Raw genomic sequence first — 17,330 nt, 5'->3', positions numbered from 1 at the left:
CCTGTGGACACGCAGACGACGATGCAGACTCTCTCCCTCGCCCCCTGGCTGGTCGCGACCCCGATGATCGGCGCCCTCGTGCTGCTGGTCGCCGGCCGGCGCACCGACCGGTGGGGGCACTGGCTGGGCGTGCTCGCGAGCGCGGCGACGTTCGTCGTCGGGCTGGTGATGCTGCTCGACATGCTGGGCACCCCCGCTGACCAGCGGGTGGGCACCCACACCGTGGGCACGTGGATCGACGCGGGGGCCCTGCACGTGGACCTCGGGTTCCAGGTGGACCCGCTGTCGATGACGTTCGTGATGCTCGTGACGTTCGTCGGCACGCTGATCCACGTGTACTCGGTGGCGTACATGGACCACGACGTCGACCGGCGCCGGTTCTTCGGGTACCTCAACCTGTTCGTCGCGGCGATGCTGCTGCTGGTGCTCGCGGACTCCTACCTGCTGCTCTTCGTCGGCTGGGAGGGCGTGGGCCTGGCGTCGTTCCTGCTCATCGGGTTCTGGGACGGCAAGCGGGAGAACGCGGTCGCGGGCAAGAAGGCGTTCGTCATGAACCGCGTCGGCGACATGGGGCTCATCGTCGCGATGATGCTGCTGCTCGCGACCTTCGGTTCGCTGAGCTTCGGCACGGTGCTGCCGGCGGCCGGCGAGGGGGCGACGGCGGCGGGCCAGGGCGTGATGACGGCGATCGGCCTCATGCTGCTGCTGGCGGCGTGCGGCAAGTCGGCGCAGCTGCCCCTGCAGGCGTGGCTCGGGGACGCGATGGCGGGCCCGACGCCGGTGTCCGCGCTGATCCACGCGGCGACGATGGTGACCGCCGGCGTGTACCTGCTGGTGCGCTCCGGCCCGATCCTCGAGGCCGCGCCGGACGCGCAGCTCGTCGTCGCGATCGTCGGCGCGCTGACCCTGCTGTTCGGCGCGGTCGTCGGTACCGCCAAGGACGACATCAAGAAGGCGCTCGCGGCGTCGACGATGTCGCAGATCGGCTACATGATGCTCGCCGCCGGCCTGGGGCCGATCGGGTACGCGTTCGCGATCTTCCACCTGCTCACGCACGGCTTCTTCAAGGCGGGGCTGTTCCTCGGCGCCGGGTCCGTGATGCACGCGATGGACGACGACGTGAACATGCGCCGCTTCGGTGGGCTCGCCCGGCTGCTGCCGGTCACCGCGATCACGATGGGGCTCGGCTGGCTCGCCATCCTGGGCGTGCCGCCGTTCTCCGGGTTCTGGTCGAAGGACAAGATCATCGAGGCGGCGTTCGTCGGCGAGGGCTGGCGGCCGTGGGTGTTCGGCCTGGCGGCGCTGCTCGGCGCCGGGATCACCGCGTACTACATGTCGCGGCTGTTCTTCATGACCTTCGCGGGGCGCCGGCGGTGGCGGCCCGACGAAGGGTCCGGGGACGACGGCGCCCCCGTGCGGCACCCGCACGAGGCCCCGCGCCTCATGACGTGGCCGATGATCATCCTCGCCGCGGGGTCGGTGTTCCTCGGCGGGATCCTGGCGCTGGGCGACCGGTTCGTCACCTGGCTGGAGCCGGTCACCGGGCACGCGGAGCACCACGAGCCGGTGCTGCCGGTGTGGCTGCTCATGACGCTCACCCTGGTGCTGGTGGTGCTCGGCGCGTTCCTCGCGTTCCGGCAGTACGCGGTCGCGGCGGTGCCGGTCGAGCCGCCGCCGGCGCCGGCCGTCGTGCGGGCGGCGCGGGTCGACCTGTACCAGGACGCCGTCAACGAGTCGCTCGTGATGCGGCCGGGGCAGTACCTCACCCGCGCGCTCGTGTACTCGGACCGCACGGCGGTCGACGGCGGCTGGCTGGGCCTGGCGGGCGGCATCGGGCGCCTCGGCGCACGGCTGCGGCGGATGCAGAACGGCTACGTGCGGTCGTACGCGGCGACGATGCTCGGCGGCCTCGGCGTCGTCGGGCTGGTCGTGTGGGTCCTGGCGAGCTGATCGGGGTGGCGGGAGCGATGGCGATGACGCCGAACATGACGCCGAACATGACGCCGGACACGACGTCGACGACGAAGGACGGGGACGCATGACGATGTCCACAGGGTTCCCCTGGCTCACGGTCCTCATCGTGTGGCCGCTGGTGGCCGCGGCCGCGACGGCGCTCACGGGGGTGGGCAGAGGCCGCCCGGCCGCCGGCCCGGTGACGGGGGGTCGGTTCGGGGCCGGCGCCGCCCGCACGGTCGCGCTGGTCGGCGCGCTGGTGGAGGTCCTCCTGCTGGTCGGGGCCTTCGCGGCCTTCGACACCGGCGACGCGGGGACCCACCAGCTCACCGAGACGTACTCCTGGATCCCGCCGATCGGCGCCAGCTACGCCGTCGGCGTCGACGGCGTGGGCCTGCTGCTGGTGGCGCTCTCGGTGGGCCTCGTGCCGCTGGTGATCCTCGCGGCCTGGCGCGAGCAGGGCGGCGACCACGTGCGCCTGCGTCGCTACCTCGCGACCGTGCTGCTGCTCGAGGCGTTCATGGTGACGGTCTTCGTGGCGCGCGACGTGTTCCTCTTCTACGTGGTGTTCGAGGCCATGCTGATCCCCGCCTACTTCCTCATCGGCGGGTTCGGGCAGGGGCCGCAGCGCCGGTACGCGGCGGTGAAGTTCCTGCTGTTCTCGCTGGCCGGCGGCCTGGTCATGCTGGTGGGCGTCATCGCGCTCTACCTGCAGGTGCCGGCCGCGGACCGCGGGCCGCAGACCTTCCTTACCGACAACCTCACCGGGCTGACCCTCGACCCCACGGCCGAGAAGCTCATGTTCTGCGCGTTCTTCCTCGCGTTCGCGATCAAGGCGCCGATGTTCCCGGTGCACTCGTGGCTGCCCGACGTCACCCAGCACGCGACGCCCGGCACCTCGACGCTGCTCATCTGCGTGCTCGACAAGGTGGGCACCTTCGGGATGCTGACCCTCTGCCTGCCGCTGTTCCCCGAGGCGAGCCGGTGGGCGGCGCCGTTCGTCATCGTGCTCGCGGTGATCTCGATCCTGTACGGTGCGGTCCTCGCGATCGGCCAGAGCGACGTGCTGCGCCTCATCGGCTACACGTCGGTGTCGCACTTCGGGTTCATCATCCTGGGCATCTTCACGTTCACGTCGCTGGGCACCGCGGGGTCCAGCCTGATGATGCTCAACCACGGCATCTCCACCGGTGCGCTGTTCCTGGTCGCCGGGTTCGCGATCGCGCGGCACCCGCGCCAGAGCCAGCTCATCGGCGACTACGGCGGCCTGCGCACGGTGGCGCCGATCCTGGGCGGCACGTTCCTCGTGGCCGGCCTCTCCGCGGCCGCGCTGCCCGGCCTCGCGACGTTCGTCTCCGAGATCATGGTGTTCCTCGGGTCGTACGCCCGCTGGCCCGCCGCGGTGATCGTCGCCGTGCCCGCCGTCGTCCTCGCCGCCGTGTACGTGCTGCTCACGTACCAGCGCATGTTCACGGGGGAGACGACGCCGGAGCTCGCGTCCGCGCGCGACCTCGACGGCCGCGAGAAGACGGTGGCCGGCGTGCTCGTCGGCGCGCTGCTCGTGCTCGGCCTCGTGCCCGGTCCGGTGCTCGACTACGTGCGCGCGCCCGGTGAGGTCGCCGTCGAGCAGGTCGGCGAGACCGATCCGCCACCGGTGCTCGATCCTGCTGCGTCCGGCGTCATCACCGAGGGGAGCCAGCTGTGAACGACTTCGTCGCCCCGCCCATCGACTGGGCGGCCGTCTCGCCGGTGCTGATCGTGCTGGCGGCGGGCGTGCTCGGCGTGCTGCTGGAGGCGTTCGTGCCCGAGAAGGCGCGCCGCACGACGCAGCTCACGCTCACCCTGGCGGCGCTCGCGGGCTCGCTCGTGGCGGTCGGGCTGCTGTGGGACCGGGTGCAGGAGAACGCGCTCTCCGTGGTCGGCGGGTCGTACCTGCTGACGCCGTTCGGCCTGGGCGTGCAGGCCGTGATCGGCGTGTGCGCGCTGCTGGGCGTGCTCGTCGTCGCGGAGCGCACCACGACCGGCCAGGACGCGTTCGCGCCGGCCGCGGCCGCCGTGCCGGGCACCGCGTACGAGGACGAGACGCGCCGCGCGGGCCTGCAGCAGACCGAGATCTACCCGCTCCTGCTGTTCTCGACCGGCGGCATGCTGCTGTTCCCGGCCACCGACGACCTCATCGTCATGTTCGTCGCGCTCGAGGTGCTGTCGCTGCCGTTGTACGTGCTGTGCGCCACGGCGCGCCGCCGCCGGCTGCTCAGCCAGGAGGCCGCGTTCAAGTACTTCGTGCTGGGCGCCTTCGCGTCCGCGCTCTTCGTCTTCGGCATCGCGCTCGTCTACGGCTTCGCCGGCACCGTGCGGCTGCAGGGCGTGGTCCAGGTGCTCGCGGACCCGTCCGTCTCGCCGCTGGGGTCGATGCCGGCCCTGGTGGTGGTCGGGCTGCTGCTGGTGCTCAGCGGGCTGCTGTTCAAGATCGGCGCCGCGCCGCTGCACGCGTGGACCCCGGACGTGTACCAGGGCGCCCCCACGCCGATCACCGGGTTCATGGCGGCGTGCACCAAGGCCGCCGCGATGGGCGCGCTGGTGCGCGTGCTGTTCACGCTCGCGAACGGCCTGGACCCCGCGACCCGGCACGACGTCGAGGTGGCGCTCTGGGCGGTCGCCATCCTCACGATGCTGATCGGCACCGTGGTCGGCGCCGTGCAGACCGACGTCAAGCGCCTGCTCGCGTACTCCGCGATCGCGCACGCCGGGTTCCTCCTGGTCGGCGTCGTCGGGATGGACGAGGCGGGCTCACGGGCCGTGCTCTTCTACCTCCTCGCCTACGGGCTCGCGTCCGTCGGCGCGTTCGCGGTCGTGACGCTGGTGCGCGAGCGCACGGTGTCGGGCGACGACCCCGGCGACGGGGCGACCGGGACGGTCCCCGACGACGGCGTCGTGCTGGGCGAGGCCACGCGGCTCGCGCAGTGGGCGGGCCTGGGCCGCAAGGCCCCGTGGCTCACCGCCGCGTTCTCGCTGTTCCTCCTCTCGATGGCGGGGATCCCGCTCACGGCCGGGTTCGTGGCGAAGTTCGGCGTGTTCTCGGCCGCCGTCGAGGCGGGGGCGTGGCCCCTCGCGCTGCTCGGCGTGCTCGCGTCCGCCGTCTCCGTGTTCTTCTACGTCCGCGTCATCGTGCTCATGGTCCTCACCCCGCCGCCCGGCGGGGAGCAGGGCACGGCACCGGCGGGCGCGGCGTCGTCGGGGACGACGGCGAGCGACCAGCAGGGCGGCGGCACCGCCACCGTGACGGGCGCCGCGACCCGCACGCTCGTCTCGCGGACGGTCGTGACGGTGGTCGGCTCGCGCGGCCCCGCGGCGTTCGCGATCGCGGTGTGCGCGGTGGGCGTGCTGCTCCTCGGCATCCTCCCGGCGGGCGCGCTGGACCTGGTCGGCCAGGCGGCGCAGTTCCGTCCCTGACGGCCCCGGGTCGGCATCCCGTCCCCGGGCCGGCGCGCCCGTGTGCCGACCCGGGGACGAGCCGCCGGCCCGACGCTCGTGCCGGGGTGTCCGACCTGACGCGGCCGAGCGCTGTCTCGGTGCGGTGTTCGGCGCCCCGGACGGATAGGTTCGGACAGTGACTCGCGCTCCTTCCGCCTCGGCCCCCCGGCCCGGGCCCACGCCGCCCCCGGCGCCGCCGGCGATCCCGCTGTCCGACCCGGCGCTCGCCGACCGGCTCGCCGAGCGCATGACGCGGGTGGACGCGGCGCTCGACGCCGCCGTGGCCTCGGCGGACGCCCTGGCCGACGACGCGTCGCGGCACCTCGTCGCTGCCGGAGGCAAGCGGTTCCGCCCGCTGCTCACGCTGCTCGCGGGCGAGCTGGGCGACGGGTCGCGCACGGAGCTGGTGGACGCGGCCGTCGTCGTGGAGCTCACGCAGGTCGCGTCGCTGTACCACGACGACGTCATGGACTCCGCGCCGCTGCGCCGCGGGGCGCCCGCGGCGCACACGGTGTGGGGCAACTCGGTCGCGATCCTGGTGGGCGACCTCCTCTTCGCCCGGGCGTCCGCGCTCGTCGCGGGCCTCGGCCCGGAGGCGGTGGTGCTGCAGTCGCGCACGTTCGAGCGCATGTGCCTCGGCCAGCTGCACGAGACGATGGGGCCGGGGGCCGACGACGACCCGGTGGAGCACTACCTGCAGGTGCTCAGCGACAAGACGGCGTCGCTGCTCGCGACGTCGGCGCGCCTCGGCGCGATGTTCGGCGGCTGCGAGCCCGCCGTCGTCGAGGCCGTGGCGGCGTACGGCGAGAAGGTGGGCGTCGCGTTCCAGCTCGCCGACGACGTGCTCGACATCGCGTCGTCCGGCGACGAGTCCGGCAAGACGCCCGGCACGGACCTGCGCGAGCACGTGCCGACGATGCCGGTGCTGCTGCTGCGCCAGCGGGTCGCGCGGGGCGAGGGCTCCGCGGCGGACGCGGCGCTCGTCGCCCGGCTCGACGGCGATCTCGACGGCGACGACGCGCTCGCCGCCGTCGTCGCGGAGCTGCGGGCGCACGACGTGCTCGCCGAGACCCGCGCGCTCGCCGGCCGGTGGGCGCGCGAGGCCGCCGCGGAGCTGGCGCCGCTGCCCGACGGCCCGGTGAAGGAGGCGCTCGCCGACCTCGCCCAGGCGCTGGCCGACCGGACGGCGTGACCGGGCGGCGTGCCCCGGGTCAGTACGGCTAGGCGGCGGCCAGCCGCGCGAACGTCACCGCGAGCGCCGCGCCGGCGAGCAGGTACGGGCCGAAGGCCAGCGCCGTCCCGCGCGACGCCCGCCGGGTGACCATGAGGACGAGCGCCACGCACCCGCCGAGCAGGATCGGGAGCACCGTCGCGGCGACGAGCGCCGACCAGCCGTACCAGGCGGTGACGAGGCCGAGGAGCACGGCGAGCTTGGCGTCGCCGCGTCCCATCCCCGCGCGGTGGACGAGGTGCAGCAGCAGGTACGCCCCGCCGAGCAGGAGGCCGCCGAGGAGCGCCCGCAGCGCCGCGTCCCACGTCCCGCCGGCGAGTGCCGCGAGGGCGAGCAGGGCGGCGGCGACCGCCGTCGCCGGGTAGGTGAGCGCGTCCGGCAACCGGTGCGTGCGGGCGTCGACCACCCAGAGCGCGGCCCCCGCCACGGCGGCCACGACGAGCGCCGGCGTCGCCCAGCCGGGCCCGCTCGCCCACACCGCCCACGCCGCCCCGAGGGCGGCTCCCCCCGTCACCGCGCGGCGGTGGGGCGCGACCTCGGCACGGGCACGCTGGAGGATCGGGGGCACCTGCGGATGCTATGCGCCGGCGTCGGGGCGCAGGGGCGCCGTCCACAGCCCGTGGGGGCGGGTCAGCCCGGGAGCGCCACGGCGTCGGCCGCGAGGACGAGCTGCGCGACGCACACCACCGCCACGGCCAGGCTCAGCAGGAACGGTGCGCGGCTGTGCGGTCGCACGATCCCCACGGTCCCGGCGAGGGCGGCGAGCAGGACCGCGCCGCCGGCGAGCGTCACCGACGCCGCGGAGGGCGGGCCCGGCGGGCCGAGGAGGATCACCACGCTGCCCGCCGCGAGGACCACGGGCGCCAGCACGCTCGTGCCCCGCCGCCCCAGGCGGTGGGGCAGGCCCCGCACCCCGGTGGCGGCGTCGTCCTCGAGGTCCGGCAGCACGTTGGCGAGGTGGGCGCCGACGCCGAGCAGCGCGGCCGCGCCGACCGTCCAGCCGGCGACGACCCGGCCGTCGCCCGCGGCGGCCACGACGAACGCGGGCAGCAGGCCGAAGCTCACGGCGTAGGGCAGCCACGACAGGGGCGTCGACTTGAGCCGCGCGTTGTACGACCAGGCGCTGCCGACCGCGGCGACGTGCAGCAGCCCCGGCACGAGCCCCGTCGCGAAGGAGAGGACGACGCACCCGGCCAGGGCGGCGAACGCGGCCGTCCGGAGGTCGCGGGGCGCGACGGCGCCCGTCACGGTCGGCTTGTCCGCGCGCCCGACGCGACGGTCGCGCGCGGCGTCGAGCCAGTCGTTGCTCCACCCCACGGACAGCTGGCCGGCGGCCACGGCCGCCGTGACGAGCACGGCACGGCCCGCGGGGAGGCCGACGCCGACGGCGAACACCAGCGCCAGCCCCGTGACCACCGTCGCGGGCGCCGGGTGCGTGGCGAGCAGGAGGCCGCGCGCCCGCGCCGCGGGCGTGACCCGCGCCGTCCCCGTCGTGTCGCCGCCCACGGGGGCAACCTACGCCGCCGGGCCCGCTCCCGCCGGGATCTTCGCAGGCCCCTTTGCCAGGCCTTCCCCCAGCCCCCTTCGCCGGGCCCCGGCGCGGCGGGAGCGACCGCCCCCGCGCGGGGGAACGGCTGCGGTGCCACGATGCGAAGCATGTCGCGCGTCCTCGCCGTCGCCCCCGTCCTGCCCGGTCCGGCGCACCCTCAGGAACGGATCGCCGAGATGGTCGCCCCGCTGCTGGCAGACGCAGGGCCGCGGCGCGAGCTGGCCCGCCGCCTGCACGCCGCCGCGGGAGTGCGCACCCGGCACCTCGCGCTCCCGCTCGCCGACTACGAGCGGCCGTTCGGGTTCGCGGACGCCAACGCCGTGTTCGCCCGCGAGGGGTCGGCGCTGGCCGAGCGGGCGTGCCGGGAGGCGCTCGCGGCCGCGGGCGTCGACCCGGGCGACGTCGACCTGCTCTTCTTCACGTCGGTGACGGGCGTGGGGGCACCGTCGGTCGACGCCGGGCTGGTGGGCCGCCTGGGCCTGCGGGCCGACGTGCGCCGGGTGCCCTCGTTCGGGCTCGGGTGCGCGGGCGGCGCGGCCGGGCTGGCGCACCTGCACGAGTACCTCGCGGGCCACCCGGACCAGGTGGCACTGCTGGTCTCCGTCGAGCTGTGCTCGCTCACGCTGCAGCGGGACGACGGCTCGACCGCGAACCTGCTCTCGTCCGGCCTCTTCGGGGACGGGGCGAGCGCCGTGGTCGTCGCGGGCGACGACGTCGCGCCGCGCGGCCCGCGCCCCGGGCCGCGGGTCGTGGACGCCCGAGGCCGGCTCTACCCCGGCACCGAGCGGCACCTGGGGTGGGAGGTCCGGGACACCGGGTTCGGCATCGTGCTGTCGGCGGAGCTCCCGGAGCTGCTGCGGGCGCACCTCGCGGGCGACGTCAAGGACCTGCTGGCCGCGCACGGCCTGGAACCGCGCGACGTCGGCACCTGGGTGGTGCACGCGGGCGGCCCGAAGATCGTCGACGCCGTGCGCGACGCCCTCGACCTGCCCGAGGAGGCGGTGGCCCGCACCCGCGCGACCCTGGCGGCCGAGGGCAACCTGTCGTCGTCGTCCGTGCTGCACGTGCTCGCGGCGACCCTCGACGACGGCGCACCGCCGCCGGGCGGGTGGGCGGTGCTCATGGCGTTCGGGCCCGGCGTCGCGGTCGAGCTGCTGCTGCTGCGGGCGCCCGCGGCGGGGACGGCATGAGCGCGGCGCTCTACGCCGCCCTCGTGCTCGCGACCGGCCTGGAGCGGCTGGCCGAGCTCGTGGTCTCGGCGCGCCACGCCCGCTGGTCGTTCGCGCGCGGGGGAGTCGAGTCCGGCCGCGGTCACTTCCCGGCGATGGTCGCGCTGCACACGGGCCTGCTCGTGGCGTGCGTCGTGGAGGTCCTCGTCGCCGACCGGCCCTTCCTGCCGTGGCTGGGGTGGCCCATGCTCGCGCTCGTCCTCGCGAGCCAGGGCCTGCGCTGGTGGTGCATCGCGACGCTGGGGGAGCGGTGGAACACCCGCGTGATCGTGGTGCCCGGGCTGCCGCTGGTGCGCCGCGGCCCCTACCGCTGGCTGGCGCACCCCAACTACGTGGCCGTGGTGGTCGAGGGCGTCGCGCTGCCGCTGGTGCACACGGCGTGGGTGACGGCCCTCGCGTTCACCGTCCTGAACGCCTGGTTGCTGCTCGGGTTCCGCATCCCCGCCGAGGAGCGCGCGCTGCGGGCTGCCGAGGTCGGCTGATGCCCGGCCGCCCGCCCGACCGGGGCGTCGACGTCGAGACGGACGTGCTCGTGGTCGGCGGCGGCCCCGTCGGCCTCGCCGCGGCGATCGAGGCGCGGCGGGCCGGGCTGGGCGTCGTCGTCCTCGAGCCGCGCCCCGCGCCGATCGACAAGGCGTGCGGGGAGGGGCTGATGCCGGGCGCGCTCGCGGCCGTGCGGCGGCTCGGGGTCGACCCGGCGGGGTGGCCCTTGCACGGCATCTCCTACCGGCAGAGCGACGTGGTCGCCGACCACCGCTTCGCCGGCGGGCCCGGCCGAGGGGTGCGGCGCACGACGCTGCACGCGGGCCTGCACGACGCGGCACAGGAGGCGGGAGCGGTCGTGCTCGCGCGCCGCGTCACGACCGTCGAGCAGGCGCCGGACGGGGTCGTGGCGGGCGGGGTACGGGCACGGTGGCTCCTGGGGTGCGACGGGCTGCACTCGCGGGTGCGGAGGGCGGTGGGGCTCGAGGTGCCCGCCGGGCCCGGTGAGGGGTCTCGGGCACGCCGGCGCCGGTTCGGGCTGCGGCGGCACTACCGCACGGCCCCGTGGACCGACCTCGTCGAGGTCCACTGGGGGCCGCGGGCAGAGGCGTACGTGACGCCGGTCGCGGGCGATCTCGTCGGGGTCGCGCTGCTCGGCCCTCCGGGCGTCGGCGTCGAGGAGGGGCTCGCGTCGCTGCCCGAGCTCGCCGATCGGCTCGCGGGGGCGGCGGCGGACGGCCCGGTGCTCGGCGCCGGCCCGCTGCGGGTGCGTTCCGCCGCGCGGGCGGCCGGTCGCGTCCGGCTGGTCGGGGACGCGTCCGGGTACGTGGACGCCCTCACGGGCGAGGGGCTGCGGGTGGGGTTGGCGCAGGCGCGCGTCGTCGTCGAGCACCTGGAGGACGGCGCGGCCTACGAGCGCGCCTGGGCTCGCGTCACCCGCGACTACCGCGCCCTGACCACGGGCCTGGTGACGGCCGCGAGGTCGCCCCTGCGCCGTGGCGTGGTCCCCGCCGCGGCCCGCCTGCCGCGCCTGTACGGGCAGGTCGTGGAGCGGCTGGCCCGCTGACGCGCGGGCTGCGGGCGCCGCGCGCCTGAGTCCGCGCGCCCGAGCCCGCGCGTCCCGAGGCGTGGGACGCGTCGCCCGACCCTCCCCGGACTCATTGCCCGGGGCGGGTGAAGTCTGGCACTCTGTCGGGCATCCAGACCCCGCCGACCGGTTCCGGTCGTGTGCGCGTGCGCCGTGGGGTCGTCGTCGACCGACGCTCCGGGGGGAGCCGTGGGCGTGTTCGCCCGACTGCGCACCGACCGCCGCACGACCGTCTCCACGGCGGTCGTGCTCTCGCTGACCGCGGGCGTCGCCGTCGCGGCGGTGCTGTACGACGGCGAGGCGACGGCCGACGTCGACCTGGACGACTCGGGCGTGTGGGTGACGAACCAGGCCGCCGGGAAGGTCGGTCGGTTCAACACGGCGGCCCAGGCGCTGGACGGCGTCCTCCTCGCCGGCAGCTCGTCGTTCGACGTGGACCAGCAGGCGGGCCAGGTGCTCGTCGGGGACGACGGCAGCAGCGCGGCGAACGTCGTGGACGTCGCGCGCCTGAAGTTCGGGTCGACGACGCCGCTGCCGGCCGGGTCCGAGGTCTCGATGGGCGGCGGCCGGGTCGCGGTCGTCGACGACGAGTCGGGATCGCTGTGGGTCACGTCGTTGGCCGACCTGCCGTCCCTCGACCCGAAGACGACCGAGCCGACGGCGGAGCTGGACGGGGCCGCGCAGGTCGTGGTGTCGGAGTCGGGCACCGCCTACGCGGTGGTCCCGGGCCGGGACGTGCTGTGGACGGTCGCGCCGGGGGAGGAGCCCACCTCGACCGAGCTGGGGATGCTCGAGGACGGCGACGACGTCGTCCTCACCGCGGTGGGCGACGACCCGGTGCTGCTGAACCGCAGCGCGGGCGAGCTGCGGCTGCCCGGCGGGGACGTCGTCGAGGTGCCGGACGCCCAGGAGGCGCGGCTCCAGCTGCCGGGTGCGGCGTCGTCGTCCGTCGCGTACGCGACGCCCTCGGCGCTGGCCCTGCAGCCGCTGGGCGGCGGGGCTCCGACGCAGCGCAAGGCGTCCGGCTCGCCGGCGGCGCCGGCGCAGGTCGGGGGTTGCCTGTACGGCGCCTGGTCGGGCTCGGGGCAGATCGTGCGCGACTGCGAGGGCACGGACCGGGACGTCGACGAGGTGCTCGAGGGCATCGACCGGTCCACGGAGCTGGAGTACCGGGTCAACCGCGGCAACGTCGTCCTCAACGACCTCACGGCCGGCACGCTGTGGATGGCGCTGGACGAGTACGAGAAGGTCGACGACTGGGACATCAAGCTCCCCGAGCAGGCCGAGGGGTCGGACGAGGACGCCGAGGACGCGAAGCCCGAGCTGGTCGACAACACGGTCGTGGACCGCGACAAGCAGGACCCGCCGGAGGCGAAGGACGACGAGTACGGGGCACGGCCCGGCCGCGCGACGGTGCTGGACGTGCTGTCCAACGACCTCGACCCGGACGGCGACGTGATGACCGCCGACCTCGTCGGCGACCAGCCGGAGGGCGTGCGCGTCGAGCGGGTGCTGGGCGGCAAGGCGCTGCAGGCGGTGGTCCCCGACGACGCGTCCGGGACGGTGTCGTTCACGTACGAGGCGTCGGACGGGCGGGGCGGCACGGACCAGGCGAAGGTCGACCTGCGGCTGGCGCCCGAGACCGAGAACGTGGCTCCCGTGCAGTCGGGCGACCCGGTGCTGCGGGTCGAGCAGGGCCGGTCGGCGCGGATCAAGGTGCTGCCGTACTTCCGCGACCCGGACGGGGACGACGTGTACCTCGCGTCGGCGGACGTCACCGTCGAGGGCGACGAGGTGCGCGCGTACCCGGACGGCACGGTCGAGTTCCGCGACAACGGCTCGTCGACGGGCCGCAAGAAGGTCACGCTGGTCGTGGGGGACGGCCGCGGCGAGGTCGTCGAGGGCGAGCTGCGGGTGGACGTCCTCGGCGACGGCAACGAGCCGCCGGTCGCGGTCGGCGACCACGTGGTGGCCACGGCGGGGCAGCCGATCACGATCGAGCCCCTCACGAACGACACGGACCCGAACGGCGACGAGCTGCGCCTGTCGAAGGTGAACGACGCGTCGCCGGCGGAGATCACGCGCAACTACGACGCGGGGACGTTCACCTTCCTGGCGCAGGAGCCGAGGTCCTACGACGTGCTCTACCAGGTCAGCGACGGGCCCGGGTCCACCACGGGCGTGGTCCGCGTCGACGTGCAGGACCCGGACGAGGCGACGGGCCCGCCCGTCGTCGTGGCCGACACGGCGATGCTGCCGGCCGGCGGTTCCGCCCTGGTCGACGTGCTGGCCAACGACGCCGACCCGGCGGGCGGCGTCCTCGTGGTGCAGTCCGTGCAGGTGCCGGAGGACTCCGGCGTGAGCGTGGCGGTGCTCTCGCACCAGATGCTGCGGATCACCGAGACCCGCCGGGTGTCGGAGCCGGTGCTGCTGGAGTACACGGTGTCGAACGGCAACGACACCGCGACGGGACAGGTGCGGGTGCTGCCCGTGCCGCCGCCCGACCGGCTGCAGCCGCCCAACGCGGCGCCGGACGAGGTCACGGTGCGCGCCGGCGACTACGTGAACATCGACGTGCTGGACAACGACACCCACCCGGACGGGCTCGAGCTCTCCCTGGACGACGAGCTCGAGCAGGGCGTGGACCCCGAGCGCGGCGAGCTGTTCGTCTCGGAGGACCGGCTGCGCTTCCGCGCCGGCCCGGAGCCGGGCACCGCCTACGCCATCTACACCGTGACGGACCCGAACGGGCAGCAGGACTCCGCCCAGGTGACGATCCACGTCCGCGGCGGCGAGGAGAGCTCCGCCCCGGTGCCGCAGGACGTCGAGGCGCGCGCGCTCGCCGGCGGCACGGTGCGCATCCCGGTGCCGCTGGACGGCATCGACCCGGACGGCGACTCCGTGCAGCTCACCGGCCTGGCGTCCGGGCCCGCGCTCGGTCGCGCGGAGGTCGTCGACGGGTACGTCGACTACGCGGCGGGCGAGGACGCGAGCGGCGTGGACTCGTTCCGCTACACGGTGCAGGACGCGCGCGGCGAGGTCGCCACCGGCGTCGTCCGCGTCGGCGTCGCGCAGCCGCCGGCCACCAACCAGCCGCCGGTGGCGGAGGACGACGAGATCACGGTGCGGCCCGACCGCCGCGTGGCGGTGCCGGCGCTGGAGAACGACTCGGACCCGGACGGGGACCAGATCGGCCTGGTCCCGGGGTCGCTCGAGGGCGGGGAGGAGCTGTCGCCGAAGGTCGAGAAGGACCGGCTCGTCGTGCGCACCCCGGGCGACGAGGGCACCTCCACGTTCTTCTACGCCATCGAGGACACCTACGCGGCGCGCGGCTCCGCCTCGGTGAGCGTCACGGTGGCGAAGGACGCGCCGCTGCTCCCACCGGTGGCGCGCGACGACGCGGTGCCCGTGGCGGACCTGCTCGGCAAGACGTCGGTGACCGTGCCGGTGCTCGACAACGACGAGGACCGCGACGGGGCGGCCGACGACCTCACCGTCGAGGCCTCGTCCTCCACGGCGGAGGCCACGCCGGACGGCGAGCTCGACGTGACGCTCACCGAGCAGCGCCAGGTCATCACCTACACCGTCACGGACGTCGACGGGCAGAGCGCGAAGGCGTTCGTCGTCGTCCCCGGCCTGACGTCCGTGCAGCCGATCCTCACGCCGGGCCAGGCGCCGCTCGAGGTGATGTCGGGCGAGACGCTCGACGTCGACATCGCCGACCACGTGCTCGTGGTCGAGGGCCGCACCCCGCGCCTGACGACGGCCGACCAGGTCGAGGGCCTGGAGGGGAGCGCCGAGGTCACCGGTGCGACGACGATGACGTTCACGCCGCGCGAGGGGTTCACGGGCCCGGCCGGCGTGACCTTCGAGGTCACCGACGGCACGAGCCCCGACGACCCGGAGGGCCACACGGCCGTGCTGACCCTGCCCGTCACGGTGCTGCCGCCGGACAACCTGCCACCCGAGCCGGGCTCGCCGTCGGGCGAGGTCGCCGCCGGCGAGGAGAGCGTCGTCGACCTGGGCCGGTTCGCGAAGGACCCGGACGACGACGACCTGCGGTTCGTGCTGGGCACCCTGCCCGACGGGGTGAGGGCGACGACGTCCGGCTCCCGCGTCACGCTCGAGGCGTCCCCGGACGTGCCGAAGGGCACCGAGCTCACCGTGCCGTACACGGTCACCGACGACGAGCACCCGCCCGTCGACGGCGAGATGCTCGTGACCGTGGTCGCGTCGACGCGACCTCTCGCGCGAGCGGTCGACGACACCGTGGACGACGCCCACCAGGGCGAGGCGGTCTCGGTGCCCGTGCTGGCGAACGACTCGAACCCGTTCGAGGACCGCGGCCCGCTGGAGCTCGTGGGCGACGCCACCGTCGAGACCGGCGTCGCGGACGTGACGAAGGACGGCGACCAGGTGGTCGTCACGCCGGCGGACGACTACGTCGGCACCATGGTGGTGCGCTACACCGTGCAGGACGCCACGAAGGACCCCGACCGCCAGGTCGAGGGGCGCATCACGGTCAACGTGCTCGGCGTGCCCGAGGCGCCGTCGACGCCGCAGGTGGAGGAGGTGCGCTCGGAGACGGTCGTCCTGTCGTGGACGCCGCCGCAGAACAACGGTGCGGAGATCTCCGGGTACACGGTGACGTCGAACCGGGGCGACACGTTCGAGTGCGCGACGACGACGTGCACGCTCGACGGGCTGACGAACGACGTCACCTACACGTTCACGGTGGTGGCGAACAACGCGGTGGGCCCGTCGCAGAAGTCGCCCGCGTCGGCGGAGGCGAGGCCGGACGAGAAGCCGGACCCGCCCGCGGCGCCCCAGCTCGAGTTCGGCGACGGCTCCCTCGTCGTGACCTGGGACAACGCGTCGTACACCGACCGGTCGCAGATCAGCTCCGTCGACCTGGAGATCTCGCCCGCGCCGGCGTCGGGGGAGACCCAGAAGGTGGGCGTCACGGGCGAGCGCATCGTCTGGGAGGGACTGACCAACGGCACGGCGTACAAGGTGCGCGTGCGGGCCGTGAACTCCGCCCCCGACCCGTCGGACTGGGGCGCCTGGTCGACGACCATGGTGCCGGCGGGCCCGCCGGACGCGCCCGCGGCCCCGAGCGCCGCCCGGGTCGACACGCCCCTGGGCGGCCAGGTGCACGTCGCGTGGAAGGCGCCGGCCACCAACGGCGACGCCGTGAAGAAGTACTCCGTGGACGTCGTCGAGGACGGCACGAAGGTGGCCACCGAGACGACGACGGGGACCTCGATCGACCTGGAGGGCCTGGACACCAAGGCGACGTACACGTTCGCCGTGACCGCCGAGAACAAGGCCGGCAAGGGCGGCAAGAGCCCGCGGTCCAACGAGGTCACGCCGTTCGGCCAGCCGGGGAAGCCCGGGAACCCGACGGCGACGCTGGGGTCCGACACGAGCGGTCGCGCCGTCGTCTCGTGGGGCGCGGCCGACGCCAACGGCAACCCCGTCACCTACACGGTGGCGACCGACCAGGGCGGCAGCAAGACGACCACGGGCACCTCGTACACCTACTCCGGGCTGGCGAACGGCACGTCGTACCGGTTCCGCGTCAAGGCGTGCAACGCCGCGGGCTGCTCGGCGTGGACGAGCTACTCGGGCGCCGTGAAGCCGTACACCGTGCCCGGTGCGCCGGGCGTCGCCTGGTCACGGGTCTCCGCCGAGCAGGGCACGTTCAAGGTGACGGCGGGCTCCAACGGCGGCAACGCGATCTCGCGCATCGAGTACTCGTTCACCCAGGGCCAGAGCGGGAGCGGGAGCAGGACGAGCTTCCCGTTCACCGTGACCACGCAGAAGAAGACCGGCACGACCTTCGCCCTGCGGGCGAGGGCGTGCAACGAGGCCGGGTGCGGCTCGTGGGGCAGCGACTCGGGGACGACCCCGACCCCGACGGCGACCGTGAGCCGCGGCGGCTCCAGCGGCGTGCAGTCGGGCTGCCAGTCCGGGAACTGCAACTACTTCAAGGTCACCGTGAAGGACTTCCCCGGCGGCTCGCACCGCGTGGAGTGCTGGTCGGCCAACAACCCGGCCTCGACCGAGTACGGCTGGCACAACATCATCATGGAGGGCAGCAAGGTCTGGACGACGCCGGGCGGCCCGGGCTTCACCAAGAGCTTCTCCGGCAGCCAGTCGTTCGAGCTCGACTGCTACTACGGGTACCCCGGCACGAGCGTCGCCGTGGTGATCGACGGCAAGCGGTACGCCGCCTCCACCTGGTGACCCCGGGCCGCCCCGGACATCTCGGGCATGGGGACCTCTCCCCATGCCCGGAGAGTGGTCGCCCCTGTCGCGAGC

The 17,330-nt window shown here is 74.9% G+C and carries 10 protein-coding genes; 8 read left to right on the top strand and 2 right to left on the bottom strand.

Annotation, left to right across the window (positions count from 1 at the left end; translation table 11 throughout):
- Positions 1–21: 21 nt before the first annotated feature.
- From nuoL to ACQP6G_RS13455, 4 genes are all read left to right on the top strand, one after another.
- On the top strand, positions 22–1,950 hold the full coding sequence (nuoL, locus tag ACQP6G_RS13470) for an NADH-quinone oxidoreductase subunit L (protein WP_429764903.1): 1,929 nt from the start codon (positions 22–24) through the stop codon (positions 1,948–1,950).
- Positions 1,951–2,044: 94 nt separating this feature from the next.
- Complete coding sequence (locus tag ACQP6G_RS13465; RefSeq protein WP_429765194.1) at positions 2,045–3,658, top strand: NADH-quinone oxidoreductase subunit M; 1,614 nt, start codon at positions 2,045–2,047, stop codon at positions 3,656–3,658.
- Complete coding sequence (nuoN, locus tag ACQP6G_RS13460; RefSeq protein ID WP_429764901.1) at positions 3,655–5,406, top strand: NADH-quinone oxidoreductase subunit NuoN; 1,752 nt, start codon at positions 3,655–3,657, stop codon at positions 5,404–5,406. Before ACQP6G_RS13465 ends, nuoN begins: the two co-directional genes overlap by 4 nt.
- A gap of 157 nt (positions 5,407–5,563) precedes the next feature.
- Complete coding sequence (locus tag ACQP6G_RS13455; protein ID WP_429764899.1) at positions 5,564–6,619, top strand: polyprenyl synthetase family protein; 1,056 nt, start codon at positions 5,564–5,566, stop codon at positions 6,617–6,619.
- 28 nt (positions 6,620–6,647) lie between these two features.
- Here ACQP6G_RS13455 and ACQP6G_RS13450 read toward each other — a convergent pair whose 3' ends face one another.
- Both ACQP6G_RS13450 and ACQP6G_RS13445 read right to left on the bottom strand, forming a co-directional pair.
- Positions 6,648–7,226 (bottom strand): prepilin peptidase, encoded by a 579-nt coding sequence (locus tag ACQP6G_RS13450; RefSeq protein WP_429764898.1) that lies wholly within the window; start codon positions 7,224–7,226, stop codon positions 6,648–6,650.
- A gap of 62 nt (positions 7,227–7,288) precedes the next feature.
- On the bottom strand, positions 7,289–8,164 hold the full coding sequence (locus ACQP6G_RS13445; RefSeq protein WP_429764897.1) for a UbiA family prenyltransferase: 876 nt from the start codon (positions 8,162–8,164) through the stop codon (positions 7,289–7,291).
- 150 nt (positions 8,165–8,314) lie between these two features.
- Between ACQP6G_RS13445 and ACQP6G_RS13440 the strand changes: the two genes are divergently transcribed.
- The 4 genes from ACQP6G_RS13440 (at position 8,315) to ACQP6G_RS13425 (ending at position 17,255) form a co-directional block, all read left to right on the top strand.
- Positions 8,315–9,397, top strand: coding sequence for a type III polyketide synthase (locus ACQP6G_RS13440; protein ID WP_429764895.1), 1,083 nt, complete (start codon positions 8,315–8,317; stop codon positions 9,395–9,397).
- A complete protein-coding gene (locus ACQP6G_RS13435; protein ID WP_429764893.1) occupies positions 9,394–9,918 on the top strand; it encodes an isoprenylcysteine carboxyl methyltransferase family protein in 525 nt (174 codons plus the stop codon). The genes ACQP6G_RS13440 and ACQP6G_RS13435 overlap by 4 nt, the downstream gene beginning before the upstream one ends.
- Positions 9,918–10,985, top strand: a complete 1,068-nt coding sequence (locus ACQP6G_RS13430) for an NAD(P)/FAD-dependent oxidoreductase (protein ID WP_429764892.1) — start codon at positions 9,918–9,920, stop codon at positions 10,983–10,985. Before ACQP6G_RS13435 ends, ACQP6G_RS13430 begins: the two co-directional genes overlap by 1 nt.
- Positions 10,986–11,201: 216 nt before the next feature.
- Positions 11,202–17,255 (top strand): Ig-like domain-containing protein, encoded by a 6,054-nt coding sequence (locus tag ACQP6G_RS13425; protein WP_429764890.1) that lies wholly within the window; start codon positions 11,202–11,204, stop codon positions 17,253–17,255.
- Positions 17,256–17,330 lie beyond the last annotated feature (75 nt).

Origin of the sequence: Isoptericola nanjingensis (assembly GCF_050311635.1) — a bacterium.
Lineage (GTDB): Bacteria > Actinomycetota > Actinomycetes > Actinomycetales > Cellulomonadaceae > Isoptericola > Isoptericola nanjingensis.
This window is presented reverse-complemented; position numbering and strand designations above follow the sequence as displayed.

What these genes read in the sequence shown, in the direction of transcription:
- nuoL (WP_429764903.1), top strand. Translation starts at nt 22, where the DNA reads ATGCAGACTCTCTCCCTCGCCCCCTGGCTGGTCGCGACCCCGATGATC.
- ACQP6G_RS13465 (WP_429765194.1), top strand. Translation starts at nt 2,045, where the DNA reads ATGTCCACAGGGTTCCCCTGGCTCACGGTCCTCATCGTGTGGCCGCTG.
- ACQP6G_RS13440 (WP_429764895.1), top strand. Translation starts at nt 8,315, where the DNA reads ATGTCGCGCGTCCTCGCCGTCGCCCCCGTCCTGCCCGGTCCGGCGCAC.
- ACQP6G_RS13435 (WP_429764893.1), top strand. Translation starts at nt 9,394, where the DNA reads ATGAGCGCGGCGCTCTACGCCGCCCTCGTGCTCGCGACCGGCCTGGAG.
- ACQP6G_RS13430 (WP_429764892.1), top strand. Translation starts at nt 9,918, where the DNA reads ATGCCCGGCCGCCCGCCCGACCGGGGCGTCGACGTCGAGACGGACGTG.